The sequence below is a fragment of the Metallibacterium sp. genome (assembly GCF_054637675.1).
On record NZ_JBTSRB010000049.1, the window covers coordinates 1 to 23,068 of the forward strand.

25 protein-coding genes, 1 tRNA gene and 1 pseudogene are annotated in these 23,068 nt (G+C 67.2%); 8 read left to right on the forward strand and 19 right to left on the reverse strand.

Annotated elements, in window-relative coordinates; all coding sequences use genetic code 11:
- Positions 1–1,748: GAF domain-containing protein (locus ACYDAT_RS12755; protein ID WP_461450555.1), on the forward strand; the 1,748-nt coding region annotated here is incomplete at its 5' end.
- A gap of 58 nt (positions 1,749–1,806) precedes the next feature.
- On the opposite strand, the gene ACYDAT_RS12760 is transcribed toward ACYDAT_RS12755, so the two are convergent.
- Both ACYDAT_RS12760 and ACYDAT_RS12765 read right to left on the reverse strand, forming a co-directional pair.
- Positions 1,807–2,301: a GNAT family N-acetyltransferase gene (locus ACYDAT_RS12760; protein WP_461450557.1), complete on the reverse strand. Its 495-nt coding sequence runs from the start codon at positions 2,299–2,301 to the stop codon at positions 1,807–1,809.
- Positions 2,301–2,591: a type II toxin-antitoxin system TacA family antitoxin gene (locus ACYDAT_RS12765; protein WP_461438588.1), complete on the reverse strand. Its 291-nt coding sequence runs from the start codon at positions 2,589–2,591 to the stop codon at positions 2,301–2,303. Before ACYDAT_RS12765 ends, ACYDAT_RS12760 begins: the two co-directional genes overlap by 1 nt.
- 142 nt (positions 2,592–2,733) lie before the next feature.
- On the opposite strand from ACYDAT_RS12765, the gene ACYDAT_RS12770 reads away from it, so the two are divergent.
- A complete protein-coding gene (locus ACYDAT_RS12770; RefSeq protein WP_461438589.1) occupies positions 2,734–3,288 on the forward strand; it encodes a hypothetical protein in 555 nt (184 codons plus the stop codon).
- 91 nt (positions 3,289–3,379) lie between these two features.
- Here the strand turns inward: ACYDAT_RS12770 and ACYDAT_RS12775 are convergent, their stop codons facing one another.
- Positions 3,380–3,958, reverse strand: a complete 579-nt coding sequence (locus ACYDAT_RS12775) for an NUDIX hydrolase (protein WP_461450559.1) — start codon at positions 3,956–3,958, stop codon at positions 3,380–3,382.
- Positions 3,959–4,120: 162 nt separating this feature from the next.
- Here ACYDAT_RS12775 and ACYDAT_RS12780 point away from each other — a divergent pair, with 162 nt between their 5' ends.
- Positions 4,121–5,608, forward strand: a complete 1,488-nt coding sequence (locus tag ACYDAT_RS12780) for an amino acid permease (RefSeq protein WP_461438590.1) — start codon at positions 4,121–4,123, stop codon at positions 5,606–5,608.
- Positions 5,609–6,206: 598 nt separating this feature from the next.
- On the opposite strand, the gene ACYDAT_RS12785 is transcribed toward ACYDAT_RS12780, so the two are convergent.
- Together ACYDAT_RS12785 and ACYDAT_RS12790 are read right to left on the reverse strand one after the other, a co-directional pair.
- A complete protein-coding gene (locus ACYDAT_RS12785) occupies positions 6,207–6,455 on the reverse strand; it encodes a high-potential iron-sulfur protein (protein ID WP_461450590.1) in 249 nt (82 codons plus the stop codon).
- A 15-nt stretch (positions 6,456–6,470) separates the two neighbouring features.
- Positions 6,471–6,548 (reverse strand): annotated as a pseudogene (locus tag ACYDAT_RS12790) (twin-arginine translocation signal domain-containing protein); the annotation flags it as partial.
- Positions 6,549–6,672: 124 nt separating this feature from the next.
- On the opposite strand from ACYDAT_RS12790, the gene ACYDAT_RS12795 reads away from it, so the two are divergent.
- Genes ACYDAT_RS12795 through ACYDAT_RS12810 form a run of 4 tightly spaced genes read left to right on the forward strand, consistent with a single transcriptional unit; the run spans position 6,673 to position 9,200 of the window.
- Positions 6,673–7,320 carry a methylthioribulose 1-phosphate dehydratase gene (locus ACYDAT_RS12795; RefSeq protein WP_461450561.1) on the forward strand — a complete coding sequence of 216 codons (648 nt, stop codon included), beginning with the start codon at positions 6,673–6,675 and terminating at the stop codon, positions 7,318–7,320.
- Entirely contained in the window at positions 7,317–7,880 is a 564-nt protein-coding gene (locus ACYDAT_RS12800) for a 1,2-dihydroxy-3-keto-5-methylthiopentene dioxygenase (RefSeq protein WP_461450563.1), read from the forward strand. Before ACYDAT_RS12795 ends, ACYDAT_RS12800 begins: the two co-directional genes overlap by 4 nt.
- Positions 7,877–8,572, forward strand: a complete 696-nt coding sequence (gene mtnC, locus ACYDAT_RS12805) for an acireductone synthase (RefSeq protein ID WP_461438593.1) — start codon at positions 7,877–7,879, stop codon at positions 8,570–8,572. The genes ACYDAT_RS12800 and mtnC overlap by 4 nt, the downstream gene beginning before the upstream one ends.
- Before the next feature lie 28 nt (positions 8,573–8,600).
- Positions 8,601–9,200 carry a glutathione S-transferase N-terminal domain-containing protein gene (locus ACYDAT_RS12810; protein WP_461450565.1) on the forward strand — a complete coding sequence of 200 codons (600 nt, stop codon included), beginning with the start codon at positions 8,601–8,603 and terminating at the stop codon, positions 9,198–9,200.
- Between the two features lie 6 nt (positions 9,201–9,206).
- Here ACYDAT_RS12810 and hisIE read toward each other — a convergent pair whose 3' ends face one another.
- From hisIE to hisS, 14 genes are all read right to left on the reverse strand, one after another.
- Positions 9,207–9,827 carry a bifunctional phosphoribosyl-AMP cyclohydrolase/phosphoribosyl-ATP diphosphatase HisIE gene (gene hisIE, locus ACYDAT_RS12815; protein ID WP_461450567.1) on the reverse strand — a complete coding sequence of 207 codons (621 nt, stop codon included), beginning with the start codon at positions 9,825–9,827 and terminating at the stop codon, positions 9,207–9,209.
- Positions 9,824–10,594: an imidazole glycerol phosphate synthase subunit HisF gene (gene hisF, locus ACYDAT_RS12820; protein ID WP_461450569.1), complete on the reverse strand. Its 771-nt coding sequence runs from the start codon at positions 10,592–10,594 to the stop codon at positions 9,824–9,826. The genes hisIE and hisF overlap by 4 nt, the downstream gene beginning before the upstream one ends.
- Positions 10,588–11,316 (reverse strand): 1-(5-phosphoribosyl)-5-[(5-phosphoribosylamino)methylideneamino]imidazole-4-carboxamide isomerase, encoded by a 729-nt coding sequence (hisA, locus tag ACYDAT_RS12825; protein WP_461438597.1) that lies wholly within the window; start codon positions 11,314–11,316, stop codon positions 10,588–10,590. The genes hisF and hisA overlap by 7 nt, the downstream gene beginning before the upstream one ends.
- Entirely contained in the window at positions 11,313–11,918 is a 606-nt protein-coding gene (gene hisH, locus ACYDAT_RS12830; RefSeq protein ID WP_461438605.1) for an imidazole glycerol phosphate synthase subunit HisH, read from the reverse strand. The genes hisA and hisH overlap by 4 nt, the downstream gene beginning before the upstream one ends.
- The gene (gene hisB / locus ACYDAT_RS12835; protein WP_461450571.1) at positions 11,915–13,042 is read right to left on the reverse strand and encodes a bifunctional histidinol-phosphatase/imidazoleglycerol-phosphate dehydratase HisB; all 1,128 of its coding nucleotides are present in this window, start codon (positions 13,040–13,042) and stop codon (positions 11,915–11,917) included. The genes hisH and hisB overlap by 4 nt, the downstream gene beginning before the upstream one ends.
- A complete protein-coding gene (gene hisC, locus ACYDAT_RS12840; RefSeq protein WP_461450573.1) occupies positions 13,039–14,106 on the reverse strand; it encodes a histidinol-phosphate transaminase in 1,068 nt (355 codons plus the stop codon). Before hisC ends, hisB begins: the two co-directional genes overlap by 4 nt.
- Positions 14,103–15,410, reverse strand: coding sequence for a histidinol dehydrogenase (gene hisD, locus ACYDAT_RS12845; protein WP_461450575.1), 1,308 nt, complete (start codon positions 15,408–15,410; stop codon positions 14,103–14,105). The genes hisC and hisD overlap by 4 nt, the downstream gene beginning before the upstream one ends.
- Before the next feature lie 21 nt (positions 15,411–15,431).
- Complete coding sequence (gene hisG, locus ACYDAT_RS12850; protein ID WP_461450577.1) at positions 15,432–16,331, reverse strand: ATP phosphoribosyltransferase; 900 nt, start codon at positions 16,329–16,331, stop codon at positions 15,432–15,434.
- Complete coding sequence (locus tag ACYDAT_RS12855) at positions 16,328–16,744, reverse strand: YerC/YecD family TrpR-related protein (RefSeq protein WP_461450579.1); 417 nt, start codon at positions 16,742–16,744, stop codon at positions 16,328–16,330. The genes hisG and ACYDAT_RS12855 overlap by 4 nt, the downstream gene beginning before the upstream one ends.
- An 860-nt stretch (positions 16,745–17,604) precedes the next feature.
- Positions 17,605–18,453 (reverse strand): ParA family protein, encoded by an 849-nt coding sequence (locus tag ACYDAT_RS12860; RefSeq protein WP_461450581.1) that lies wholly within the window; start codon positions 18,451–18,453, stop codon positions 17,605–17,607.
- A 189-nt stretch (positions 18,454–18,642) separates the two neighbouring features.
- Positions 18,643–19,086, reverse strand: a complete 444-nt coding sequence (locus ACYDAT_RS12865; protein WP_461450583.1) for a DUF2442 domain-containing protein — start codon at positions 19,084–19,086, stop codon at positions 18,643–18,645.
- Entirely contained in the window at positions 19,083–19,340 is a 258-nt protein-coding gene (locus tag ACYDAT_RS12870; RefSeq protein WP_461450585.1) for a DUF4160 domain-containing protein, read from the reverse strand. The genes ACYDAT_RS12865 and ACYDAT_RS12870 overlap by 4 nt, the downstream gene beginning before the upstream one ends.
- A gap of 65 nt (positions 19,341–19,405) precedes the next feature.
- Positions 19,406–21,286 carry an HAL/PAL/TAL family ammonia-lyase gene (locus ACYDAT_RS12875; protein WP_461450587.1) on the reverse strand — a complete coding sequence of 627 codons (1,881 nt, stop codon included), beginning with the start codon at positions 21,284–21,286 and terminating at the stop codon, positions 19,406–19,408.
- Between the two features lie 13 nt (positions 21,287–21,299).
- Complete coding sequence (gene hisS / locus ACYDAT_RS12880) at positions 21,300–22,685, reverse strand: histidine--tRNA ligase (RefSeq protein ID WP_461450589.1); 1,386 nt, start codon at positions 22,683–22,685, stop codon at positions 21,300–21,302.
- 129 nt (positions 22,686–22,814) lie between these two features.
- Between hisS and ACYDAT_RS12885 the strand changes: the two genes are divergently transcribed.
- Positions 22,815–22,891, forward strand: a tRNA-Pro gene (locus tag ACYDAT_RS12885).
- Positions 22,892–23,068: the final 177 nt, after the last annotated feature.

A 23,068-nucleotide genomic window follows, 5' to 3' on the forward strand; every position in this document is an offset into this window, starting at 1 on the left:
ATCGTCGCTACGGGGTCTTGCTGTTGCTCTCGGCCGTGCTGCTGGCGGCCACCGGCTATGCGGGCTGGAGTGCCTTTCAGCCTGGGCCGCAACTGCCGTTCACGGTGCGCTGGGTGGATGCGCAGCACGCGCGCATCGCGCCGATCCCAGGCCTCACGCCGCCGGTCCTGCACGCCGGCGACCGGCTCGATCTGGCCGCGCAGTCGCCGGCCACGCGCATCGCTCTGGTCACCAGCGAAGCTGCGAACTTGCCGTCCTCGGCGAGTTATCTGCTGGTGATCCAGCGTGGCGCGGCGCAGGTTCGCGTCAGCGTGGGCACGGTCGATGGCTACCGCGGCGCGCTGGCCAGTTGGGTCGATTGGGTAACGCTTTACTGGCTGATCCTGTTCGCGGGCATCGCCCTGCTGGCGCTGTGGCGCGGCCATGATCGCGCGGCCTGGGGCCTGGCCTTCTGGGCGCTGGCCTCAACCCCGCTGGCCTTCGCAAGCGCTTTTCTCACACCGAGCGGCAACGGCGTGGCCCTGCTCGGCCTGCTCGGCTACGTCGGCTTCAGCCTGCTGGCGGGGATTGGCTTCTACGTCATGGCGGAGTCCATCGCCGGCAGCGTGCTCGGCCCGCGCCGGCGCCTGCTGTGGCGCGGCCTGTTCGTGCTGGTCCTGGGTGCTGCGACGATCACGACCCTCGGCGGCCCGATCGCCGTGGTGGCCGCGGGCTGGGCCGGACTGATGCAGGTACTGCATGGCCTGCTGCCGCCGGCCAGCTATCTGGTGCCGATCGCTCTGCTGGCTACCAGCCACCGCCATGCCGATGCCAGGCAACGCCAGCGCTTGCGCTGGCTGCTGTGGGGCAGCGTAGTGTTCGTGCTGGGGTTGGTGTTCAACGACGTGCCGCTGCCGCTGAGTTTCTTGGTGGCCGTGCTGCTGAGCAACGGGTTGAGCACCCTCGGCGCCCTCGCCTTGCTGTATGCGGTACTGCGCCACCGGGTGGTGGACATCTCGGTGGTGCTCAATCGCGCGCTGGTGTACGCCGCAACCACCAGCCTGGTGCTGGGCCTGTTCGCCTTGCTCGAGAGCCTGATCGAGCGCACCACGCTCGGCCACGATGCCGGCCTGCTGCTGGAATTGACCGTGCCGCTCGCCCTGGGTGCCGCACTGAGCACCGTGCATCGGCGCATCGAGGCCGTGGTCGAGCGCTTCTTCTTCCGTCACCAGTACCGCGCCGAGGCGGCGCTGCGCCGCTTTGCGCAGGAATGCGCCTTCGTCACGCAGCCTGAGAACCTGTTCGATCTGACCGTCGAGCAGATCGTCCGCCATGGCGGCGCACCGCGGGTCGCGTTGTACGAGCGCACGGCCGAGACTTACGTCCGCATCCGCCAGCAGGGCGAGCCGGCCTTGCCCGCGCAGGTCGCTGTCGATGATCTCGCCTTCGTCGGCCTGCGCGCGCGCAACGCCGAGCTCGATCTCGATGAAACGCAGAGCCGGCTCGGCCGGGACGGCTACGCTTTCCCGCTGATGGTGCGCGGCACCCTGCTCGGCGCCCTCGTCGTGGGCCAGCGGCCCGGCGAACACTACGCCGCCGACGAACGCGAACTACTGTTCCATGTCGCCCACGAGGTCGGTGCGTCGCTGTTCGCGCTGCGCGCGCGCGAAAGCCAGGCCTTCGTGCGCGCGGTGGCGCAGGGCATCCTCAAGCCGGAGGATGCGCGTGCACAGGCGATCAGGCTCGAAACGACATGGGTGATGGCCTGAGCCCGGAAGTGAGCCCATACCCGACGGGACTGCAATCCGCGCCACGCAGCAGGAGCCGCTACGGCGTCAGCGCTGTTCGCAGATCGGCGATCGTGGTCATCAGGGTCATCGGGTCCAGCGGCGAGGGATCGAGTCCCAGGCGCAGATAAAACGCTCTGGCGTCCTCGGAAATCGCATGCACCAGCAGACCGCGGATGCCGATGGCTGCGGAGGCGTGAATCGCGCGCCGGGCGGCGTCCTGGAACAGGGCGCGACCAAGCCCCTGTTTTTGGTGGCTGCGCGCAACAGCGAGGCGCGCCAGCACCACGACCGGAATCGGGTCCGGCATGTTGCGCTTGATGCGTCCGGGTGCAGCGATGGCCGCCACGGCGCTGGATGCAAGCGCGTAATACGCGATCACGCGATCACCGTCGCAACTGGCAAAGGTGCGCGTGGCGCCGCTGGCCTGGTTGCGCATGGCGCGACGGCGCAGCCAGTCATCGAGCGACGCGACGCCCGAATCGAAGTCATCGAGTCGGTGCCGCGCGGACAGCGGTTCCGGCGCCGAGGGCATCAGCCCCGGGACCACGGAACGCGCGTCTGCATGGTGCGGCGCAGCCGCGCATTCGGTTGCGGCGGAGCGTCCAGCCGCGCCAAGAATTTGGCGTAGGCCTGCGCATCGATCGCCAGAATGGCATGGTCGAGCAAGGCTTCCTCGGCGGCGCGCCGCGCGGCTTCGAGGATGAAATCCGTGCGCGTCTTGCCGCTGGTCAGCGCGGCGCGGTCGATCAGGTTGCGCTCCGCGGCGGGAATGCGCAGGTTGAGGGTTTCGCGGCGTGGCGGTCGGGCGGGGGCGGCTTTCATGCTGGGTCCGGGTGCGGGGCGTCGCGTGCAGTCTAACATCGCGTAACGACGTCGTCATTACAAAGCCGCGCGGCACACGGCTCGACCATGCGCTACCACGTGATAGATTTTTGCGGCCCACCCGACGCCACCGGAGCCAACCATGTCGCTTGAAGACATCTTCTACCTGAGTCAGTCCGTGGCATCGGTTGCCGTGGTCGGCTCGCTGATCTATCTCGGCCTGCAGGTGCGCAGCACCGAGCGCAGCCAGCGCGCGATCATGCAGCAGGGGCGGGCGGATCGCACCTCGCATGGCTCCATTGCCATTGCGAGCCCGGAGTTGGCGCGCGTGTTTCATAAGGGCTCGGCGGGCCATGCGGATCTCACGCGCGAGGAGTTCACGCAATGGACGATGATCTGCCGTGCGCTGTTCCTCAGTGCCGAGGATTCGTTTCTCCAACACCAAGCCGGACAGCTCGATCAGAAGGCCTTCGACAGCTACGTCGCCGGTGTCCGCTTCCTCATGAAATCACCCGGAATGCGCGCGGCGTGGAAACTGTCCGCCGAACAGTTCGGAAGCGACTTCGGCGATTTCGTCACGGTGCTGGTGGAGCAGACCCCGGTCGCGCAGGGCCCGGATGCCTATGCACAATGGCAGCAGTTGGTGCGAGCGGAAGGTAGCGCACCCGTTCAACCCGCGGGAGCTGGAGGCGGCTGACAGAGATGATCGGTCTGTGCGGAGTCCCCGCAGCCCGCGGCTCCGGGACGACGGCGAAAAATGCTGCCCGACCTGCCCCGCGCCTTGCACTTCACCGCGCCTGCAGCCACTTCACCGCCATGCGTCGCAGCGAGGCATCGGCGTTTGCATCCGCTGCGATCTCGGCGATCGGGCGCCATGCCAAGTCCAGCGATTCGGCGCTGACGGCATAGCACTCGTCCGCGCCGGCGCGCACCACGTAGCGCACGTCCCAGTGCAGGTGCGCCGGATCGCTGCCGCGCGCGGGAATCGCATGGCAGTCCAGATCAAAGATGCCGCCTTCGACACGCAGACCGGGCAGGCCTGATTCCTCTTCCGCCTCGCGCAGCGCCACGCGCGCCAGATCGGCATCGCCGTCGGCATGTCCGCCCAGCTGCAGCCAGCGGCCCAATTTGCGGTGATGGGTGAGCAGCACGCGCGTGCCGTCCTTGCTGACCAACCAGGCCGAGCCGGTGAAATGCCCGGGCGGATATCGGCGCTGACAGCAATCGGGATGGCTGCGCGCGAACTCGGTGAACAGCGTTTGCGCCATGCGTTGTTCGGCGTCATCCGCGCGATAGGCCATCAGGCTGGCGAGAAGTTGCTGCTGATCGGGTGTCGTGTCGCTTGCGGGTGGCGTGGGCTGCTGCATCGGGCCTTGCTGCGTTTGGGGAGGCTCGCGTATGGTACGCGGGCGCTCGGCAGCGGTCAGTCGCCGTTCACGTCGTGCGCCGTGACGCGCAGGCCGCGCCTGTGACGGCGACTGCATCCCTCGCGCATCCGTTCGCGGCGCTGCGCATGCCCCGGAGACCGCATGAATTCGTTCCGCGTCAAGCCGCTCGACGACATCCTCGCCACGGCCGAAAAGCACAGCCTCACACGCCAGTTGGGCGCCTTCCAACTGACCATGCTCGGCATCGGCGCGATCATCGGCACGGGTATTTTCGTGCTGACCGCCGAGGCCGCGCAGAAAGCCGGGCCGGGCATGATGATCTCGTTCATCATCGCCGGCTCGGTATGCGCGCTGGCCGCGCTGGCCTATGCCGAACTCGCGGCGATGGTGCCGGTTTCCGGTTCCGCCTACACCTATACCTACGCGGTGATGGGCGAGGCGCTGGCGTGGACCGTGGGCTGGGCGCTGATCCTCGAATACGCAGTCTCCGCCGGCGCGGTGGCGGTAGGCTGGTCGGGCTACTTCAACGGCCTGCTGCAATCGATCGGCTGGAGCTTGCCGGAGTTCCTGCGCGCCGGGCCGTATGCGGGCGGCAGCTTCAATCTGGTGGCGTTCGCGGTCTCGCTGCTCATCACCGCGCTGCTGGTGTTGGGCACCACCGAGAGCGCACGGGTCAATGCCTTTCTTGTACTGCTCAAGGTCGCGGCGCTGACTGTGTTCGTCGTGGTCGCCGTGCCGGCGGCCAAGACCGCCAACTTCACACCGTTCCTGCCCACCGGCTGGGGCAGCCCGCTCAGTGGCAGCGGTCTCGGCGTGCTGGGCGCGGCGGCCTCGATCTTCTTCGCTTACGTCGGCTTCGATGCCGTGTCCACCGCGGCCGAGGAAACCAGGAATCCCAACCGCAACATCCCCATCGGCCTGATCGGCTCGCTGATCGTGTGTACCGTTTACTACCTGCTGGTGGGCTATGGCGCGATCGGTGCAGATGGCGCGCAACCGATGATGGTCAATGGCCATGCGCTGCAACCCGGCAGCCCGCAAATGGCGGCCGCCTGCGAAGGCGTGCACAACCTAGTATGCAGCAAGGAGGCGCTGTCCTTCGTGCTCAAGGATCTGGGTTTCCCCTCACTGGGCTACATGGTCGCGTTGGCAGCCAGCATCGCCCTGCCTTCGGTGATCCTGATGATGATCTACGGGCAGACCCGCATCTTCTTCACCATGTCGCGTGATGGTCTGCTGCCGAAGCGGCTGGCCAAGGTGCACCCGCGCTTCCATACCCCGCATGTGATCACCATGATCACCGGCATCGCCGTGGCATTTTTCGCGGCGCTGTTCCCGGTCGGCCTGCTCGCCGATGTATCCAACTCCGGCACACTGTTCGCGTTCGCCATGGTGTCGCTGGGCGTGCTGGTGCTGCGCTATACGCAACCCGAGCGCCCGCGTCCGTTCCGCATTCCCAACATGCTGGTGTGGCCGATCTGCGTCGGCGCGGTGATCGGCTGCGTGGTGCTGTTTTTCAGCCTGAGCGAGTTCACCAAATACTTCTTCCTGGGCTGGGCGGCGGCTGGGCTGATCCTGTATGCCCTCTACGGCATGCGCAACAGCGATATGGCGCGCAAGCCGCGCTGATCACTGCCACTCCGGTCTTGCGGGCCGCGTGCGTTGCGCGGCCCGTTGGCACTGAAGCGCTGGCACTGGCCTCGCACCCAGGCACTCCGACCAGCGCCCGCGCGCCACAGCGCCCAGCGTCACGCGTGGTCTTGCTGGCGATGCGACCACGTGTTGCGCCACCGACCGTTTTGATCGCCACTCAAACCGCATCAGTTGCCCTCGCCAACTGCGGCAGAGCCTGCTTCAAATCAATACCATACGGCATGGTATCTATCGTTTTTACTTCGACTCATTCGCCGTAATGAAGCACACTGCATTGTTTTCATGGAGTTTAATGTCCGCGTAACGCCGCAGACGCCAAGTCGCGATTGGCACCTGTCCAACCCCGCGCTATGCTCAGGCCTCGGTGGTTTCCATGGCAGTGGACCCCGATGCGCGGCCCGAACGGAACGGCGATCAGCTCCCGCCCGACCCTCGGGCCGCCTTTTGTCCACAACTGATGCGCGTCGATGGGCTGCGCAGCGCGATCAATGCTTCGCCGCGCTCTGCATGGCAAACTCACAAAAAAGCCGGCGCAAGGCCGGCTTCTTTGTGTCGCGAGCCACCAACCTCCGATTTATTTGCGCGTGGCGTGCGCGGAACACCAGCCCTTGGCGTTCACATCCTTGCCGGGGAACAACTGACATGGTCCCCACGGCGCGCCAGCGGCACCCCGGTAGAAATTGCAGTTGCTGCAATCTTGCGAAGGTTTGTGGTTGGGATACTTGGCCTGATCGACCTGCGCCGTGTTCTCGACGTAGCCCAACGCCTGCGCGGCCGGATCGGTGGGACTGAGATGCGGCAGACCGGCGGCGTTTGCGCGCATGGGCAAAGCGCCAACCACTGCGGCAGCCGCGGCAGTACCCGCAGCGATCTTCAGAAAACGGCGCCGCGATGGATCGTTCTCATGTTGCGACATTGGCAAACCTCCGTCGGTGAAAAAGCTCACGTGCGTGGCATGGTACGCCCGTATCGCGCACGCGTCATGATCGGGAACAATTTGCAGCCATGCTATAGTCGCACGGCATTTGGACGGCCAAACGATGTCAGTCAACTTCGCGAGCAACGAGCCATGTGCGTCGATTGAACGCTTGGCGCTTGAACTCTCCAGCGCCGCTGCCGATCTGGCGCGCCGCGGCTGGACGCCAGCCTCCAGCGGCAACTTCTCCGCACGTCTGGACCCACTGCGCATCGCCATCACCGTGTCCGGCTGCGACAAGGGCCGGCTGACGCCGGGCGATATCATGCTGATGGACGATCAGGCGCGCGCACTGGGCGATTCGCGCCGGCCCTCGGCCGAAGCGCGCCTGCACGCGCAGATCTACCGGCTGCTGCCGCAAACCGGTGCCGTTCTGCACACGCACTCGGTCACCCAGACCGTGGCCTCGCGCCATTTTTCCGGCGCCGGCCACGTGCGCCTGTCAGGCTACGAGCTGGTCAAGGCCATCCACGGCCACCACAGCCATGAGCAGGATTTGCTGCTGCCGGTGTTTACCAACAGCCAGGACATGGCCGAGATCGAACGCCATGTCGATGCCTGGCACGCGCAGCGGCAGCCTCTGCACGCCTACCTGATCGCCGGCCATGGCATTTACGCATGGGGGCACGACATCGCCACAGCCATGCGCCATCTCGAAGCCATCGATTTCATGCTCGCCTGCGAGCTCGAACTGAGGAAACTACCCGCATGAGCCGCCTGCGCGTTTTTGAGGACACCCGCCCGCAGCAACCGCTGCTCACGTTGCACGAGCACGCCGCCGTCGCGCGTGAACTGGCACAGGCCGGCGTGCGCTTCGAGCGCTGGCAGGCCGTGCAGCCGCTGCAACCCGGCGCCACCCAGGACGACGTGATCGCCGCCTATCGCGCCGATATCGACCGACTGATGGCGGCCGAGGGCTATCGTGCGGTCGATGTGGTCAGTCTGCACCCCGGGCATCCCGACCGCGAGGCGCTGCGCAAGAAATTCCTCGACGAGCACACCCACGCCGAGGACGAGGTGCGCTTTTTCGTCGCAGGATCGGGGCTGTTCAGCTTGCACCTCGGCACGCGCATTCTTGAAGTGCTATGCGAACAGGGCGATCTGATCGGCGTGCCCGATGGCACGCGCCACTGGTTCGACATGGGCCCGGCGCCGCATTTCGTCGCCATCCGTCTGTTCGGCAATCCCGATGGCTGGGTCGCGCGCTTCACCGGCGACGACATCGCCGCGCGCTTCCCGCGCTATGAGGCCGGCCAGGCGGCGGCGGCATGAGCGCGCCTGGCGAGATTCGCGCGATTCTCATCGACATCGAGGGCACCACCAGCGATATCCGCTTCGTGCATCACGTGCTGTTTCCGTACGCGCGCAAGCGCCTGCCGGCTTATATCGAAACCCATCGCGACCTGATCGATGTGCAGCACTGGTTGAGCGAGGCCGCGAGCGAAGCGGGCCTGATCGAGGCTTCGCTGCAGGAAATCATCGAACTGCTGTTGGGCTGGATCGATGCCGATCGCAAGTCCACCGCGCTGAAGGCGCTGCAAGGCATGATCTGGCGCGAGGGTTATGCCGCCGGCGATTTTGTCGCGCACGTCTATGCCGATGTCGCCCCCGCGCTGCGCACATGGCGCGCGCGCGGCTTGCACCTGTATGTGTATTCATCCGGTTCAGTCGAAGCGCAGGAACAATTCTTCGCGCACAGCGAGGCCGGCGATCTGACGCCGCTGTTCGCCGGCTACTTCGACACTGAGACCGGATCCAAGCGCGAGACGGCGTCCTATGCCCGCATCGCCCATACCATCGACATGGCGCCCGCGCATATCCTGTTCCTGTCGGACATCGAGGCCGAACTCGACGCCGCGCGCGCTGCCGGCATGCACACCACGTTGTTGCGCCGCCCGCCCAGCGAGTGCGCGGCATCATCCAGTCATCCATGCATCCACGATTTCGCCGCGCTGGTGGTTTGATCCGCGCGACACGCAAAACGGAGCCGCCATGAAGCTTTATCTCAGCTCCACCTCGCCATTCGCGCGCAAGGTCAAGATCGCGCTGCTGGAAAAGCGCTTGCCCTTCGAGGAAATCCGCGTCGATCCGTGGGCCACGCCGCCCGAACTGGCGGCGGCCAATCCGCTGTCGCAAGTGCCGACGCTGATCACTGATGCTGGCGAGCCGCTGGGCAACAGCGACACGATCCTGGCCTGGCTCGAACATACTTTTCCGCGGCCGGCGCTGCTGCCCACGACGCAACCGCAACTGACGCGCGCGCTACGCAGCACCGCGCTGGCGCAAGGCATGATCGAGATGACCGTGCACATCGTGCTGGAGCGACGTCGCCCGCAGGCGCAGCAATCCGAGGCGCTGATCGAACGCCGCAAGGCGAGCCTGCAGCGCGGCGTGGCGGTGCTGGAGCGCGACTTCGCCGCCAGCCGCGCGCATTTCCATCTCGATGCCATTGGCATCGCCGTGGCGCTGGCCTACCTCGATTTTCGTCTGGCCGAATACCCTTGGCGCGAAGACGCCACACGCCTGGCAGAGTGGCAAGCATGGGCCGCGGCGCGCACATCCATGCAGACCAGCGCACCACCGCCGGCCTGAGCACCCTCAGCGCCCGGAATGGCGCAGGGCCAGCGTTTCGGCCACGGCGTCGAACCCCATACCGCGCGCGCGCAGCAGCACCAGCAGGTGATAGAGCAGATCGGCGGCCTCGCTGCGCAGCGCAGCGTCGTCCTGCACCACCGCCGCCAGCGCGGTTTCCACGCCCTCCTCGCCCACTTTCTGTGCGATGTGGCGTATGCCAGCGTCGAACAGGCGCGTGGTATAGCTGCCTTCGGGGCGCTGCCGCGCGCGCTGCGCGATCAGTGCATCAAGCTGTCCGACAAATGCCAGCACCGGCGCGGCGGTATCGCCGAAACAACTGTCGCGTCCGAGATGACACGTCGGTCCCTGCGGCAACGCCAGGGCCAGCAGGCTGTCGTTGTCGCAATCGGCATGCAGCGATTGCAACTCCAGCGTGTGACCCGAGGACTCGCCCTTGGTCCACAGGCGCTGCTTGCTGCGGCTGTAAAACGTCACCTTGCCGCTGTCCAGCGTGACCTGCAGCGCCGCGCGATTCATGTAGCCCAGCATCAACACGCGTCCGTCGTGCGCGTGCTGCACCACCGCCGGCAGCAGGCCGCCGTTCTTGTTCCAGTCCAGGTGTTCGCAATCGAACGCACTATTCACAGGCGCACCTCGATGCCAGCCGCGGCCAGCGTTTGCTTGAGTTCTGGAATGGCCACCGCGCCGCTGTGAAACACGCTGGCGGCCAGCGCGGCATCGACATCGGCGACACGGAATGCCTCGCTGAAATCGGCGCTGCTGCCGGCACCGCCCGAAGCCACCAGCGGCACGCCGCACAGCGCGCGCGCCGCGCACAACTGCGGCAAGTCGTAGCCCTTGCGCACGCCGTCGCTGCCCATGCAGTTGAGCACGATCTCGCCGGCACCGCGCCGCTGCGCTTCCACGATCCAGTCCAGCGTGCGTCGCGGTAGCGCGCGGGTCTGGCCGGGATCGCCGCTGTTGACGCGCACGCGCCATTCGCCATCGGCATCGCGCAGGCTGTCGATACCCACCACCACGCACTGCACGCCAAAGGCCGCGGCCAGCTCATTGATCAACTCGGGGCGCTCCAGCGCCGGCGAGTTCACCGAGATTTTGTCCGCGCCCGCGTGCAGCAGCACGCGCGCATCCGCGACACCGCGGATGCCACCGGCCACGCAAAACGGAATGTCCAGTTCGCGCGCCACGCGTTCCACCCAGCCGGCTTCGACGCGGCGTCCCGATGGGCTGGCGGTGATGTCGTAGAACACCAATTCGTCGGCGCCGGCATCGCGATAACGGCGCGCCAGCTCGACGATGTCGCCCATGTCGACGTGGTCGCGAAAGCGCACGCCCTTGACCACGCGGTCATCGCGCACATCAAGGCAGGGAATGATGCGCCGGGTCAGCATGCCAGCGCCTCGCCGAGGCTGAAGCGCCCTTCCAGCAATGCGCGCCCGAGGATCACGCCCGCCGCGCCCGCCGCGCGCGCGGCACGAATGTCATCGAGATCGCGCACGCCGCCCGATGCCTGCACCGCCATGCCCGGCGCCAAGGCATCCAAGTGTCGATACAAGTCGATGTTGAGGCCGCCGAGCATGCCGTCGCGCGCGATGTCGGTGCACAGCATATGCCGCGCATCGCTGGCCGCGTAGGCGCTGACGCGCGCATCGAGCGTGGCTTGCTCCGTCTGCGTCCAGCCGGCCGTGGGCAAGCGCCAGACGCCGGCCTCGTGGCGCGCGTCCAACGCCAACACCAAGCGCTCGGCGCCGAAGCGGTCCAGCCATTGCATCACCAACTGCGGATCGCGCACGGCGATGCTGCCGACGACGACGCGCGTGGCACCGGCATCGAGCAGGCGCCGCACATCCGCCGCTGCGCGCACGCCGCCGCCGGCCTGCACGGACAGGCCGCGGCGCGCCAATCGCTCGATCAACGCGAGCTGCGTGAAACCGCCGCCGCGCGCGCCGTCCAGATCGACCACGTGCAGCCAGCGCGCGCCGGCATCGCGATACGACTGCGCCAATTCGAGCGGCGCGGCGGCATAGCGCGTTTCGCGCGCGTAGTCGCCCTGACGCAGGCGCACCACGGCGCCCTCGCGCAAATCGATCGCGGGTATGAGCTGAAAATTCACAGGGCGAGAAAGTTTTGCAACAGGCGCGCACCCATCGCGGCGGAGCGCTCGGGATGAAACTGCATGCCGCATACGTTGCCGTGACGCACCACGGCGCTGAATACCACGCCGTGCGTGGCGCCGGCCAGCGTGCAGGCGCCGATCGGCGCGGCGTAGCTGTGCACAAAGTAGGCGTAGGCAGGCTGCGGCAGATCGGCGAGCAAGGCATCGGCGCGCAGCGCAGTCAGTGCATTCCAGCCCACGTGCGGCACGCGCAGGCTGCCGTCAAAGCGCAGTTTGCGCACCTGCCCCGGCAGCAGACCCAGGCACGGCGTATCGCCTTCCTCGGAATGCTCGAACAGCAGTTGCATGCCGAGACACACACCCAGCACCGGCTGGTGCAGCCCGCGCAACACCTCGACCAGACCGGCCGCGCGCAGGCGCTGCATGCCCGGCCCCGCGGCGCCCACGCCCGGCAGGATCACGTGCGTGGCCGCGCGAATGCGCGCCGCATCGCTGCTGAGTGCGGCCTCGACGCCGAGGCGCTGCAGCGCGTAGCGCACCGAGCCGATGTTGGTGCCGCCGGCATCGACCAGCACCACACTGGGCTCACGCGCGCTCACAGCACGCCCTTGGTGCTAGGCAGGTCGTCGCCCTCGCGCCGCAGCGCCGTGCGCAGCGCGCGCGCCACCGCCTTGAAACAGCCCTCGACCATGTGATGCGCATTCTCGCCGCGCACCTCCAGATGCAGGTTGGCGCCCAGGCCGTCGCACAGCGAGCGGAAGAAGTGCGGCACCAGTTCGGTGGGCAGGTCGCCCACGCGCTCGCGCGGGAAGCTGCCCTCGAAGATGAAATACGGTCGCCCGGACAGATCCAGCAGCGCGCTGACCCGGCTCTCGTCCATCGGCAGGCGCACGCGCACCGCCGGGACCGCCCCGGCTGCCGGCGCCGCGGGGTCGGTCGCGACCTCGACGTCGCCATAGCGGCCGATGCCGCGTTTGTCGCCCAGCGCCTCGCGCAGCGCCTGGCCCAGCGCCAGCGCGCAGTCCTCGACGGTGTGGTGCTCGTCGATCTCGAGGTCGCCGCGCGCCTCCAGCTCGAGCGCGAAGCCGCCGTGCTTGCCCAGCTGTTCGAGCATGTGATCGAAGTAACCCAGACCGCTGCGTACCTGCGGCGGCCGCGCCACATCGAGATCGACGCGCACGGCGATGCGTGTCTCGCGGGTGACGCGCTCGACGCGCGCGATCCGCGGCGCATCGCAGAGCCCGTGCGCCGCCTCGTCCCAGCTCATGCCCTGCGCGCCCACGCGCAGCCCGCGCACACCCAGATTCGCGGCGAACTGCAGGTCGGTCTCGCGGTCGCCGACCATCGCCGAGGCGGCGCGGCTCCAGCCATCATCGGCCAGATAGTGGCGGACCATGCCGACGCCCGGCTTGCGGGTGTCGCGGCCCTCGTGCGGCAGGCTGCGGTCGATCAGGATCTCGCGGAAGCGGATGCCCTGCGACTCCAGCACCTGCAGCAGCAGGCGCTGCGGGCCCTCGAAGGCGCTCTCCGGAAACGCGGCGGTGCCGAGGCCGTCCTGATTGCTGACCATCACCAGCTCGTAGCCGGCGGCGACGCAGCGCTGCAGCGCGGCGATCACGCCCGGCAGCAGGGCCAGCTTCTCATAGGCATCGATCTGCTCGTCGGCGGGCTCCTCGATCAGACAGCCATCGCGATCGACGAACAGCAGCTTGCGCGCGCTCATGCGGCCTCCCGGCGCGCGGCCAGCGCGGCGAGCAGGGCATCGTTCTGCTGCGGCGTGCCGATGCTGATGCGCAGCGCATCCGCCAGTCCGGGATAGCGGCGGATGTCGCGCACCACGATGCCGGCCCGCAGCAGATCGGCATACACCGCCGCCGCATCGGTGAAACGTACGGCGAGGAAGTTGGCCTGCGACGGCAGCACCGCGCGCACACCGGGCAGCGGCGACAGCGCCGCCGCGAGCCGGGCGCGCTCGCCGCGCACGGTCGCGATGCGCTCGCGCACCAGCGCCTCGCCCTCCGGATGCAGCGCCGACCACGCCGCATCCACGCAGGGCGTGGGCAGCGGATACGGCGGCATGATCCGCCGCAGCAGCGCGATCACCTCGGGCGCCGCCAGCAAGCTGCCGATGCGCGCGCCGGCCAGCGCCCAGGCCTTGGACAAGGTGCGCAGCACGCCGAGATGCTCATGGCGGTCGAGCAGCGTGGCCGCGCTGGGCGCGTCGGAAAACTCGATGTAGGCCTCGTCGACGATCAGCAGCGCCTGCCCGCGCAGCGCCTCGGCCAGCTGCCCGATGGTCGCCAGCGACACCAGCCCGCCGGTCGGATTGTTGGGCGAGCAGACGAAGACGATCTTGACGGCGGGCGTCAGCTGCACCAACAGCGCGTCGGCGTCCAGCGTGAAATCCGCCCGCAGCGGGATCTCCAGCACCGCCGCGCCCTGCACCTTGGCGCACACCGCGTACATGCCAAAGGTCGGCGGGCCGATGGCGATCGCGTCCACGCCGGCCCGGCAGAAGGCGCGCACCAGCAGATCGATGGCCTCGTCGCTGCCGCGCCCGGCCAGCACCTGCTCGGCGCGCACGCCATAGATCTGCGCCAGGCGCTGCACCAACGCGACGGGCTGCGGATCGGGATAGCGATGCAGCGCCGCGCCGGCAGCGCCCGGCGGCGGCCACGGCGATTCGTTGGCGTTGAGCGCCACGCTGCCACCGCGGGCCTCCATGCGCGCGGACGAGTACGGCGCCAGGGCGCGGATGTCGGCGCGTGCGAGATCGAGCACGCTCATGCCGCGTCCTCCATGGATTCCAGCCGCAGCGTCACCGCCCGCGCGTGCGCCTCCAGACCCTCGGCGCGCGCCAGCGTCACCGCACAGGGGCCGATCGCGCGCAGGCCCGCCGGACTCAGCTCCTGCACGGTGATCTGCTTCTGGAAACTGGCCACCGACACGCCGCTCCAGGCGCGCGCGTGCCCGTCGGTGGGCAGTACGTGGTTGGTGCCGGAACAATAATCGCCGACCGATTCCGGCGACCAGGCGCCGAGGAACACCGAGCCCGCGCTGTGTACCGAATCCAGCAGCGCGCGCGGCGCACGCACCTGCAGAATCAGATGCTCGGGCGCGTAGTCGTTGCTGACCACGACAGCCTGCGCCAAGTCCCGCACCTGGATGGCGCGGCTGGCCGCCAGCGCCTGTCGCGCGATCGGCGCGCGCGGCAGCAGCGCGCATTGACGCGTGACCTCGACTTGCACCGCGGAGATCAGCGCGGCGCTGGGCGATACCAGCAGCACCTGCGAATCCGGGCCATGCTCGGCCTGCGCAAGCAGATCGGCGGCGACGATGCGCGCATCGGCCTCGGCATCGGCAATCACCAGCACCTCGGATGGCCCGGCCGGCATGTCGATGGCCGGTCCACCGGGCAAGGCCGCGACCTGCTGCTTGGCCTCGGTGACCCAGGTGTTGCCGGGGCCGAACAGCTTGTCGCAGCGCGGCACGCTGGCCGTGCCCAGCGCCAGCGCGGCGATGGCCTGCGCGCCGCCGAGATTGAACACGCGCTGCACGCCGCAGCGGCGCGCCGCATACAGCACCGCCGCATCGCAACGGCCGTCCGCGCGCGGCGGTGTGCACATCAGCACCTCGGGACAACCGGCGAGGCGCGCGGGCACGGCCAGCATCAGCACCGTGGACGGCAGCGGCGCGCTACCGGCCGGCACGTACAGACCGACGCGCGCGATCGGCCGCAGCATGCGCTCGCAGCTCACGCCCGGCGCGGTCTGCACACGCACGGGTTGCGGCGCGGTGGCGGCGTGGAATTGCTCGATGCGCGCGGCGGCTTCGGCGATGGCGGCCTTGAGCGTGGCGTCGAGTTCGGCCTCGGCGGCATCGAACTCGGCGGCGCTGACTTCCAGCGCATCCAGCGCCACGCCATCGTGACGGCGCGTGAGCAGGCGCAGGGCACCATCACCGTCCGCGCGCACCTGCTCGATGATGCGCGCCACGCCTTCACGCACGGCATCACCGCGCGCGCGCACCGGGCGCTGCAGCGCTTGCGCGCGCTGCGCGACGCCCAAATCGTTCCAGATCAGACTTTGCATGAGGGTCGGCTTCCGCGGTCGTCAAGCCAGCATTTTTTCCACCGGCAACACCAGCATCGCGCTGGCGCCGGCGCGCTTCATGTCTTCGAGGTGTTGCCAGGTGATCACGCCGTGGCACAGCGCCTGCAGCGCAACCTGATCCTCGCGTCCTTCGATCGGCAGCAGCGTCGGCACACTGCCGCGCGGCAGGATGCGGCCGATGGCGTCCAGCGCCGAGCGCGGCGCATGCAGCATCACCAGCTTGGATTCGCGCACCTGGATGACACCCTCGATGCGTCGCAGCAGCAACTCGATCAGCTCGGCGCGCTCGTCCGTAGGCAGCACGGCAGGTACCGCCAGCACGGCTTCGCTGTCCAGCAGCACAGTCACTTCCTTGAGCTGGTTCGCGGCCAGCGTGGCGCCGCTGGACACCAGATCACAGATCAGATCGGCGGTGCCCAGCCGCGGCGCGATTTCCACCGAGCCGGACAGCGTGACCACGCGCGCACGCACGCCCTGCGCGCCCAGCCAGTGCTGCAGCAGCGCCGGATACGTGGTGGCGATGCGCAAATCCTGCAACTGCCGCGCGTCACTCCATTCCTGCTCATGCGGAATCGCCAGCGCCAGCCGGCACTGGCCGAAACCCAGCGTGCGCAACGCGCGGAATCCGGGTTCACGCTGCGCGGCGATGGCGGCCAGACGCTGTTCCTCAAGCACGTTGTTGCCGACCACGCCGAGGTCGCACACGCCTTCGGCGATCAGGCCGGGGATGTCGTCATCGCGCACCAGCAGCAGGTCGACCGGCAGCGTCTCGCCGAAACAGAACAGCTTGTCGCGGCTCTGCCGAAACTTCAGCCCGCAGCGCGCCAGCAAATCCTGCGAAGGCTCGGCCAGGCGCCCCGACTTCTGCACGGCGATGCGCAGGCGATCGCGCGGCTTCATGCCCGCACCTCCGCGCTGCGCCGCGTCTTGTCCGGTTTCATGCTCGCATCTGCCACGCGGCGCGGCTTGTCCAATTTCGTGCTCGCGCCCGCCGGGCGCGGCTTGCGCGACTGCTGCGCGCGCGCCGCCGCCGCCAGGTAGCCGCCGTTGCCCTGGTTGAGGTAGCGCGCGACGCGGCCGATGGTGGTGATGCTGACTGCGGTCAGCTCGTGGATTTCGCGGTACGGCGTCCCCGCCAGCAGATGCGGCACCACCGACCAGCGATCGACCAGCGCCTCGACCTCGGCCGGCGTGCACAGATCGCGCAGGAAGGCACGCATCTCGACCACGTCACGCATGGTCAGCAGCGCGCGGCACAGACCCTCCTCGGCCAAGGCACGCGGCTGCAGCGGTTCCAGCGAGCGCCTCTTCATGGTTGCTCTCGTGTACTAATGCATTAGTATGTGATGCTAACCGAGGGAGGGGCGGGCTGCAAGCCGGAGGGAGGTACTGGGTCGAGCAATCCATGCGCGCCGCCGACCGCGGGCGCCGTCGGGACACGGTGCATGTGGGCGCGCGGGCCCGTATGCGATACGCACTCGGGTCTGGGGCGATAAAACCTGACCCACGAGACGCCCAAGGTATCGTCGCTACTCGCGGACCAAGCCGTTTCCGGCCCGCTCAGCTCAAACGTTGCGTCAGATGCTCCCGCCGGTTGAGTCGGAGGCTGCGTCGCCTGCCTCTCCCGCGTCTGTCACGTGATCATCGGCCGTGGATTGCGGTTTTTCTTGTCGTATCGACATGCCACTCTGTCGAATGGCGTTCGAAAGCGGTCCCAATCGTGACGGCCCTGCGTATGCATGACTCGTCACAAGTGAGTTCAGCCGGTCAACTGGCATCTCCGCTAGCACCGTTAGAACCTTCCTGAAGACATCGGCACGATGCTTAGCCGTTGCCTGAGGAAGACCATACGCCTCGAAGAAATGTCGAAGATCACCAGCCGTTGCCAGGAACTCCTTCGCATCGTAGCGTGCCGCTAGGCGCTCCAAGATTGTCCGAACTTCCGGTGAGACGTTAAGTCGAGAAGCAATCTCTACTGCAGTCGGTTTGCGTGAGTGGGAGCCACTACTGCTCACTTGCTTTGTCGATGGCCACAACTCTCGATGCTCGCGCTCTGCGAATATTGCATCGATTGCACTGCGTACATCGGCCTCGCCCCACTCATCAATCAATGGAGTGAGAAGTGCCTTAAGGAGGGCTGATCGACTATTTCTTCTCTCGGTCACGGTCAACCTCAAAGCCCTATTTTATCAAAAAACTCGCAAGCGAAGTGATTGAACATTGTTGCGTTACCCGGATAGTTGTAGTCGCCACGCATCATCTTTGGGAAACCCCTAGAAAACGGTATCTCATTCGCGAAAATGTGCCATACATTATCGGCTGCCTCGTCTCGTATCTCGCCGAGCGCTCTTGCCTTCTCGGGTCCACCTGCATTTCCTCCGTCATAAAACCCATTGTTAATCACAACACCCGCCACATCGATCGAGTGCCCACGATTCTTTCTCTTAAACTCCGCCAGCGACTCTCGCAATAACGGGAACCCGATTGTCGCAAAGTACTCCGGCTTCACTGGTACCAGCACCAGGCCGCTTGCGTGATACGCGGCGTGCGTGAGAATGGACTCAGTCGGAGCGCAATCGATCACAATCAGATCTTTGTGTTTAAACTCATCGGCAAGAAAGCGCGCAAGCACTCTCGGATCAGGTCGGAGCGACGACGTCAAGTTGTCGGAGAAGTCGAATCTCGAAGGAATGAGCTGGAGTGAATGGGAATCTGATCCAAAGATGATGGTCTGAGTCACACTTGCGACATCAAGACGGCGAGGGGCTCGAGACGGTGAGGCAGGCAGATAACCATTGAATACTTCAACAATTGAAGGGCGTCGCTCCTCTAGGAACTTGTCGTAGCCTTGCCTCATTAGCGCTTGACTCAAATTTGCTTGCGGATCGATGTCTATCGCTAGCACATCCTTCCGTCGTTGAGAGTACGCATACCTGCAGAGAAGCGTGGCAACGGTGGACTTGCCAACACCACCCTTCATGTTGATCACGCAGAGAACCATTGGGCCATCATCGCGAGCCATGTCTTTTCCCTCCCGCAGCAAAAAAGTTGCCCGCAACCCTCCTCGACCCTATTCAGTTGACGGTGCCGAGGACCGCGCTACATCGGCCATGGTACGGCAGAATACGCAGCACTTCCCATCCACCCAGTTGGGTCGCCTCACCTCGAACGTTGATCAAGAAACGCAAAGCTCAAAGATCGGGTTTCGATCTCACGCCGCTTTCGCGGCCCAGCGGGCCGACAAGGCCTCGCAAGCCAAAGCGACGACGTGCGGAATGGGGCGACTGCCGGTGCGGTAATGGGCCATCGTGCGACGACTGAGGCCGAGCGCATCCGCGGCGGTGTTCAAGGACAGGCCGTGCTGGGCCATCCACGCGGCAAAGCGCTCAGGGCCCCATTCGCCTGCCTGCTCCCTCGCCATCTCGTAAAGTTGGTCGGCGCCCATGTCCACGTCGCCCGGCCACAGCACGGCATGGCCCCAGGCATCGACCTTGGCTTTGCGGAAATGCACCGGGTCGCGCAGCGGCCCGTAGAGCTTGAACCGCCTGACCAGGCGCGACACATCCACCGGCAGGGTCTCGCCAGTACTCCAGGTGATGGTGAGCGTCAGCGGCGGCTGCGCCTTGACGGCACGGATCAGGGGCGGCTTGTTCATCGCACGATCTCCTTCCACGTTGCCAGCAGCATCGCCGGGTTCGCTTCGATCCAGGCCGTGGCCGATGCGAGCCTGGCGGCCGGCCGTATCGTGCCCGACACCTTCAGCGACTCGATCTCGACCGTGCAGCGGCTGCCGTCGCGGAACTCCACATGGACATGCGGCGGTCGATGGTCACGCGGATAGATCGCGACTATAGCAATCGGCGAACTACCTGAGCTTTGGCATGGCTGATCATGGTGCAATAAGTTCACCAGGTCAACGCAGGCGGCAGCATCAGGCGAAGCCAGGCCCGACGTGGGCGCGCACCTGCCCCGCTTCAGTCCAATCCACGCCCTACCAATGCCACCATCCGCGCGATGTCGCCATCCATCGCGCGGTCGCGCGGCATGAAGGCGACTTCGCTGCGGATGCGTTCGAGCGCGCGGGCGACAGCGGCGCCGGGATGGAACTCGGGGGCCTCGGCCAGGGCCTGCATCAGCGCGCGCACTTCCTGCTCGAACTGCGCGTGTTGCGCATGCCCGGCCTCGGGAGCGCCGCCGATCTTGGCGGCCAGCGCGCGCCAGTCGCCGCGGCGGGCCAGGCGGCGCGCGGCGTTGAGCATGTCGCGGCGATAGTCCAGCGCCTGCGCGGCGGTGTACAGCTCCAGCGCCAGCACCTGCCCCAGCTGTTCGCACATCGCCAGCACGTGGCGCGCCTCGTTGGCGCCCATCGAGACGTGATCTTCGGCGTTGGCGCTGGTCGGGATCGAATACACGCTGGCCGGATGCGCGCGGCTGGCGAGGTCGTTGACCAGCGCGGCGGCGGTGTACTGCACGATCATGAAGCCTGAGTCGGTGGCGTCCTCGTTGCCGGTGAGGAAGGCGGGCAGGCCGTCGTTGGTCGCGGCATCAACCAGCTTGGCGATGCGGCGCTCGGCGATCGAGGCCAGCACCGGAATCGCCGCCTTGACGTAGCTCATCGCCAGCGCCAGCGGCATGCCGTGGAAGTGGCCCGCCGAGACGACCTGATCCTCGATCACCTGCGCGCCCTCGAAATCGGGGAACAGCAGCGGATTGTCGGTGACGGCGTTGAGTTCGATCTCGATGACGCGCGCCGCCTGCGCCAGCGCATCGCGCACCGCGCCGTGCACCTGCGGGATGCAGCGCAGGCTGTAGGCGTCCTGCGGCTGGTGCTTCTTGCCGCCGCGAAACGGCAGGAAGCGCGTGTAGAAGGACTCGCGGCCGTGGCGCCGGTGCGCCGGCACCCAGTCCCAGGCCAGGTCGAAGTGCAGCGCCTGGTCCTCGGGCTCGCGCCAGGCCTGCGCGGTCCAGGTCGCAAAGCGCGGCACCAGGTGGTAGGGGATGTCGATCAGGGTCGAGCCGGCCAGCAGCTCGCGCAAGTGCGCGGCGACGGCCACCTGCCCCGGATGCGGGCGCAGCGCGTGCACGTCCTCGCGAAACGCGCTGCCGCGCCCGGCGAAGGCTTCCAGCGTCATCGCCGCGGCGAGGTCGGCACTGTCGGCCAGACGTTCCAGCCGCTCCAGCGCCAACACCGCGCAGGCCAGCATTTGCGCGGTGCCGTTGTTGAGCGCGAGGCCTTCCTTGTAGGACAGACGGATCGGCGTCAGCCCGGCGCGGCGCAGGGCTTCGGCACCCGGCAGGCGCTCGCCTTCGATGAAGGCTTCACCCCCACCCAGCAGCACGATGGCCAGGTGCGACAGCGGCGCCAGGTCGCCACTGGCGCCCACCGAGCCGAGTTGCGGCACTACCGGCACCACGCCGCCGTTGAGCAGCGCGGCGAGCGCTTCGAGGGTTTCCACGCGCACGCCGGAGTGACCGCGCATCAATGTGTTGATGCGGATCGCCAGCATCGCGCGCACCACCTCCGGCGCGAACGGTTCGCCCACGCACACGGCGTGGGTGAGGATCAGGTTGTGCTGCAACTCTTCCAGCAGGCTGCCGTCGCGAGTCTCTGGATTGCCGCCGGGCAGCTCGTCGCGCGCGCGGTGCGCGCCCAGCAGCTTGTCGGCATTGCTGCCAAAGCCGGTGGTGACGCCGTAGATTGGCTCGCCGCAGCGCACTTTTTCGCCGAGGAAATCGGCGCTGCGGCGCACGCGCTGCAGCGCGTCGGGGTGCAGCGTCACGGTGGCCGCCTGGCGCGCGATGGTGATCAGCGCGGCGCGGGTCAGGCTCTGGCCGTCCAGCACAATCGAGGTCATGGTGGTTGCTCCCTCAGCCGCGACCGGCGCGGGTCATGGCGGCGGCCTGCTCCAGCTCGACGCGCAGGATCTTGATCAGCTCGGCGCGCGTAACCTCGAACTGCTCCTGCTTGCGCATGTCCTTGACCGCGACCGTGCCCTTGGCGATCTCGTCGGGGCCCAGCACGACCACGAAGCGAATGCCGGCGCGATCGGCGTACTTGAACTGCTTCGCCAGCTTGCCCGGCTCCATCACCACCTCGGTGGCGATGCCGCCGTTGCGCAACTGCGTGGCCAGCTCCAGATAGGCGGGCAACTGAGCCTCGTCCATCAGGGTCACCAGCACCTGCACGGTGCTGGTCGCCGGGCCCAGCAGGCCGGCCTCGCGCAGCTGCCAGAACAGCCGCGTGGCGCCGATCGAGATGCCGACGCCGGGCAGGTGCGACCGGGTGTAGTGCCCGGCGAGGTTGTCGTAGCGGCCGCCGGAGCAGATCGAGCCGATCTGCGGATGCTCGACGAGATGCGTCTCGTAGACGGTGCCGGTGTAGTAGTCGAGCCCACGCGCGATCGACAGATTCAGCGCGAAGTGCGACTCCGGCACGCCGAAGGCGCGGATCAGGCCCAGCACGTCCTTCAGCTCGGCCCTGCCCTGCTCGAACAGCTCGCCACGGCCGTCGAGCGCATCGAGCCGGGCGCAGGCGTCGTCGAACGACGTCGAGCGCACCTCGACGAAGGCCATGATGCGCGCAGCGGCATCGTGCGCCAACCCGAACTGCGGCCCGGTCAGCGTTTCGCGCACGTAATCGGCACCGCGCTTGTCGAGCTTGTCGACCTCGCGCAGCACCGGCATCTGCTGATCGCTGGCCACGCCCAGGCTCTCGAAATAGCCGCGCATCAGCTTGCGGTTGTTGAGCTGGATCTGGAACGGCCCGATGCGCAAATCGCGGAACACGCTGTGGATCACCGCCGGCATCTCGGCGTCATAGCGCACCGAGAGGCTATCCTTGCCGATCACGTCGATGTCGCACTGGTAGAACTCGCGGAAGCGCCCGCGCTGCGCGCGCTCGCCGCGGTAGACGCGCTGCATCTGGTAGCGGCGGAACGGAAAGCCCAGCTCGTGCTCGTGCTCGGCCACGTAGCGCGCCAGCGGCACGGTGAGATCGAAGCGCAGCGCCAGCTCGGGCTGACCGCCTTGCTCCAGCGCACCAGTGGACTGCACGAAGTAAACCTGCCGCTCGGTCTCGCCACCTTGCTTGGTCAGCAGGATGTCGGAGAACTCGATCGCCGGGGTTTCGATGGGCAGAAATCCGAAGCGCTGGAAATTGCCGCGGATGCTGTCGAGCATGTCCTGAAACGCGATCTGCTCGGGTGGCAGCAGTTCCAGCACACCGGGCATGGTGCGGGCAGGCGTGAGCGTCATCGTGGGTTCGCTGGCGGTTCGTGGAATGGCGCGCCAGTTTAGCGGATCGCAGCGCCTCGCCCGCGCCGGAATACGTGCCGGCAGCTTGCGGGTGTCGCGTCCGCGCCTGTATCATGCGCGGCCTTCCGTCGGGGTGTAGCTCAGCCTGGTAGAGCGCTACTTTCGGGAGGTAGAAGTCGCAGGTTCGAATCCTGTCACCCCGACCAAAGAATCAAGCAATTGAACTACAAACCCGGCCGCAAGCCGGGTTTTTCATGTGCTTTTTGCTTGCTGACATTGCGACACGCGAAAAGAGACGTGGGCGCGGCGCGCGAACAGGGTCACTGCACGGCCGGCGTGCCCGCCAGCCAGCCGCCGGTGAAGCCGGCGCGCTGCAATCCAAG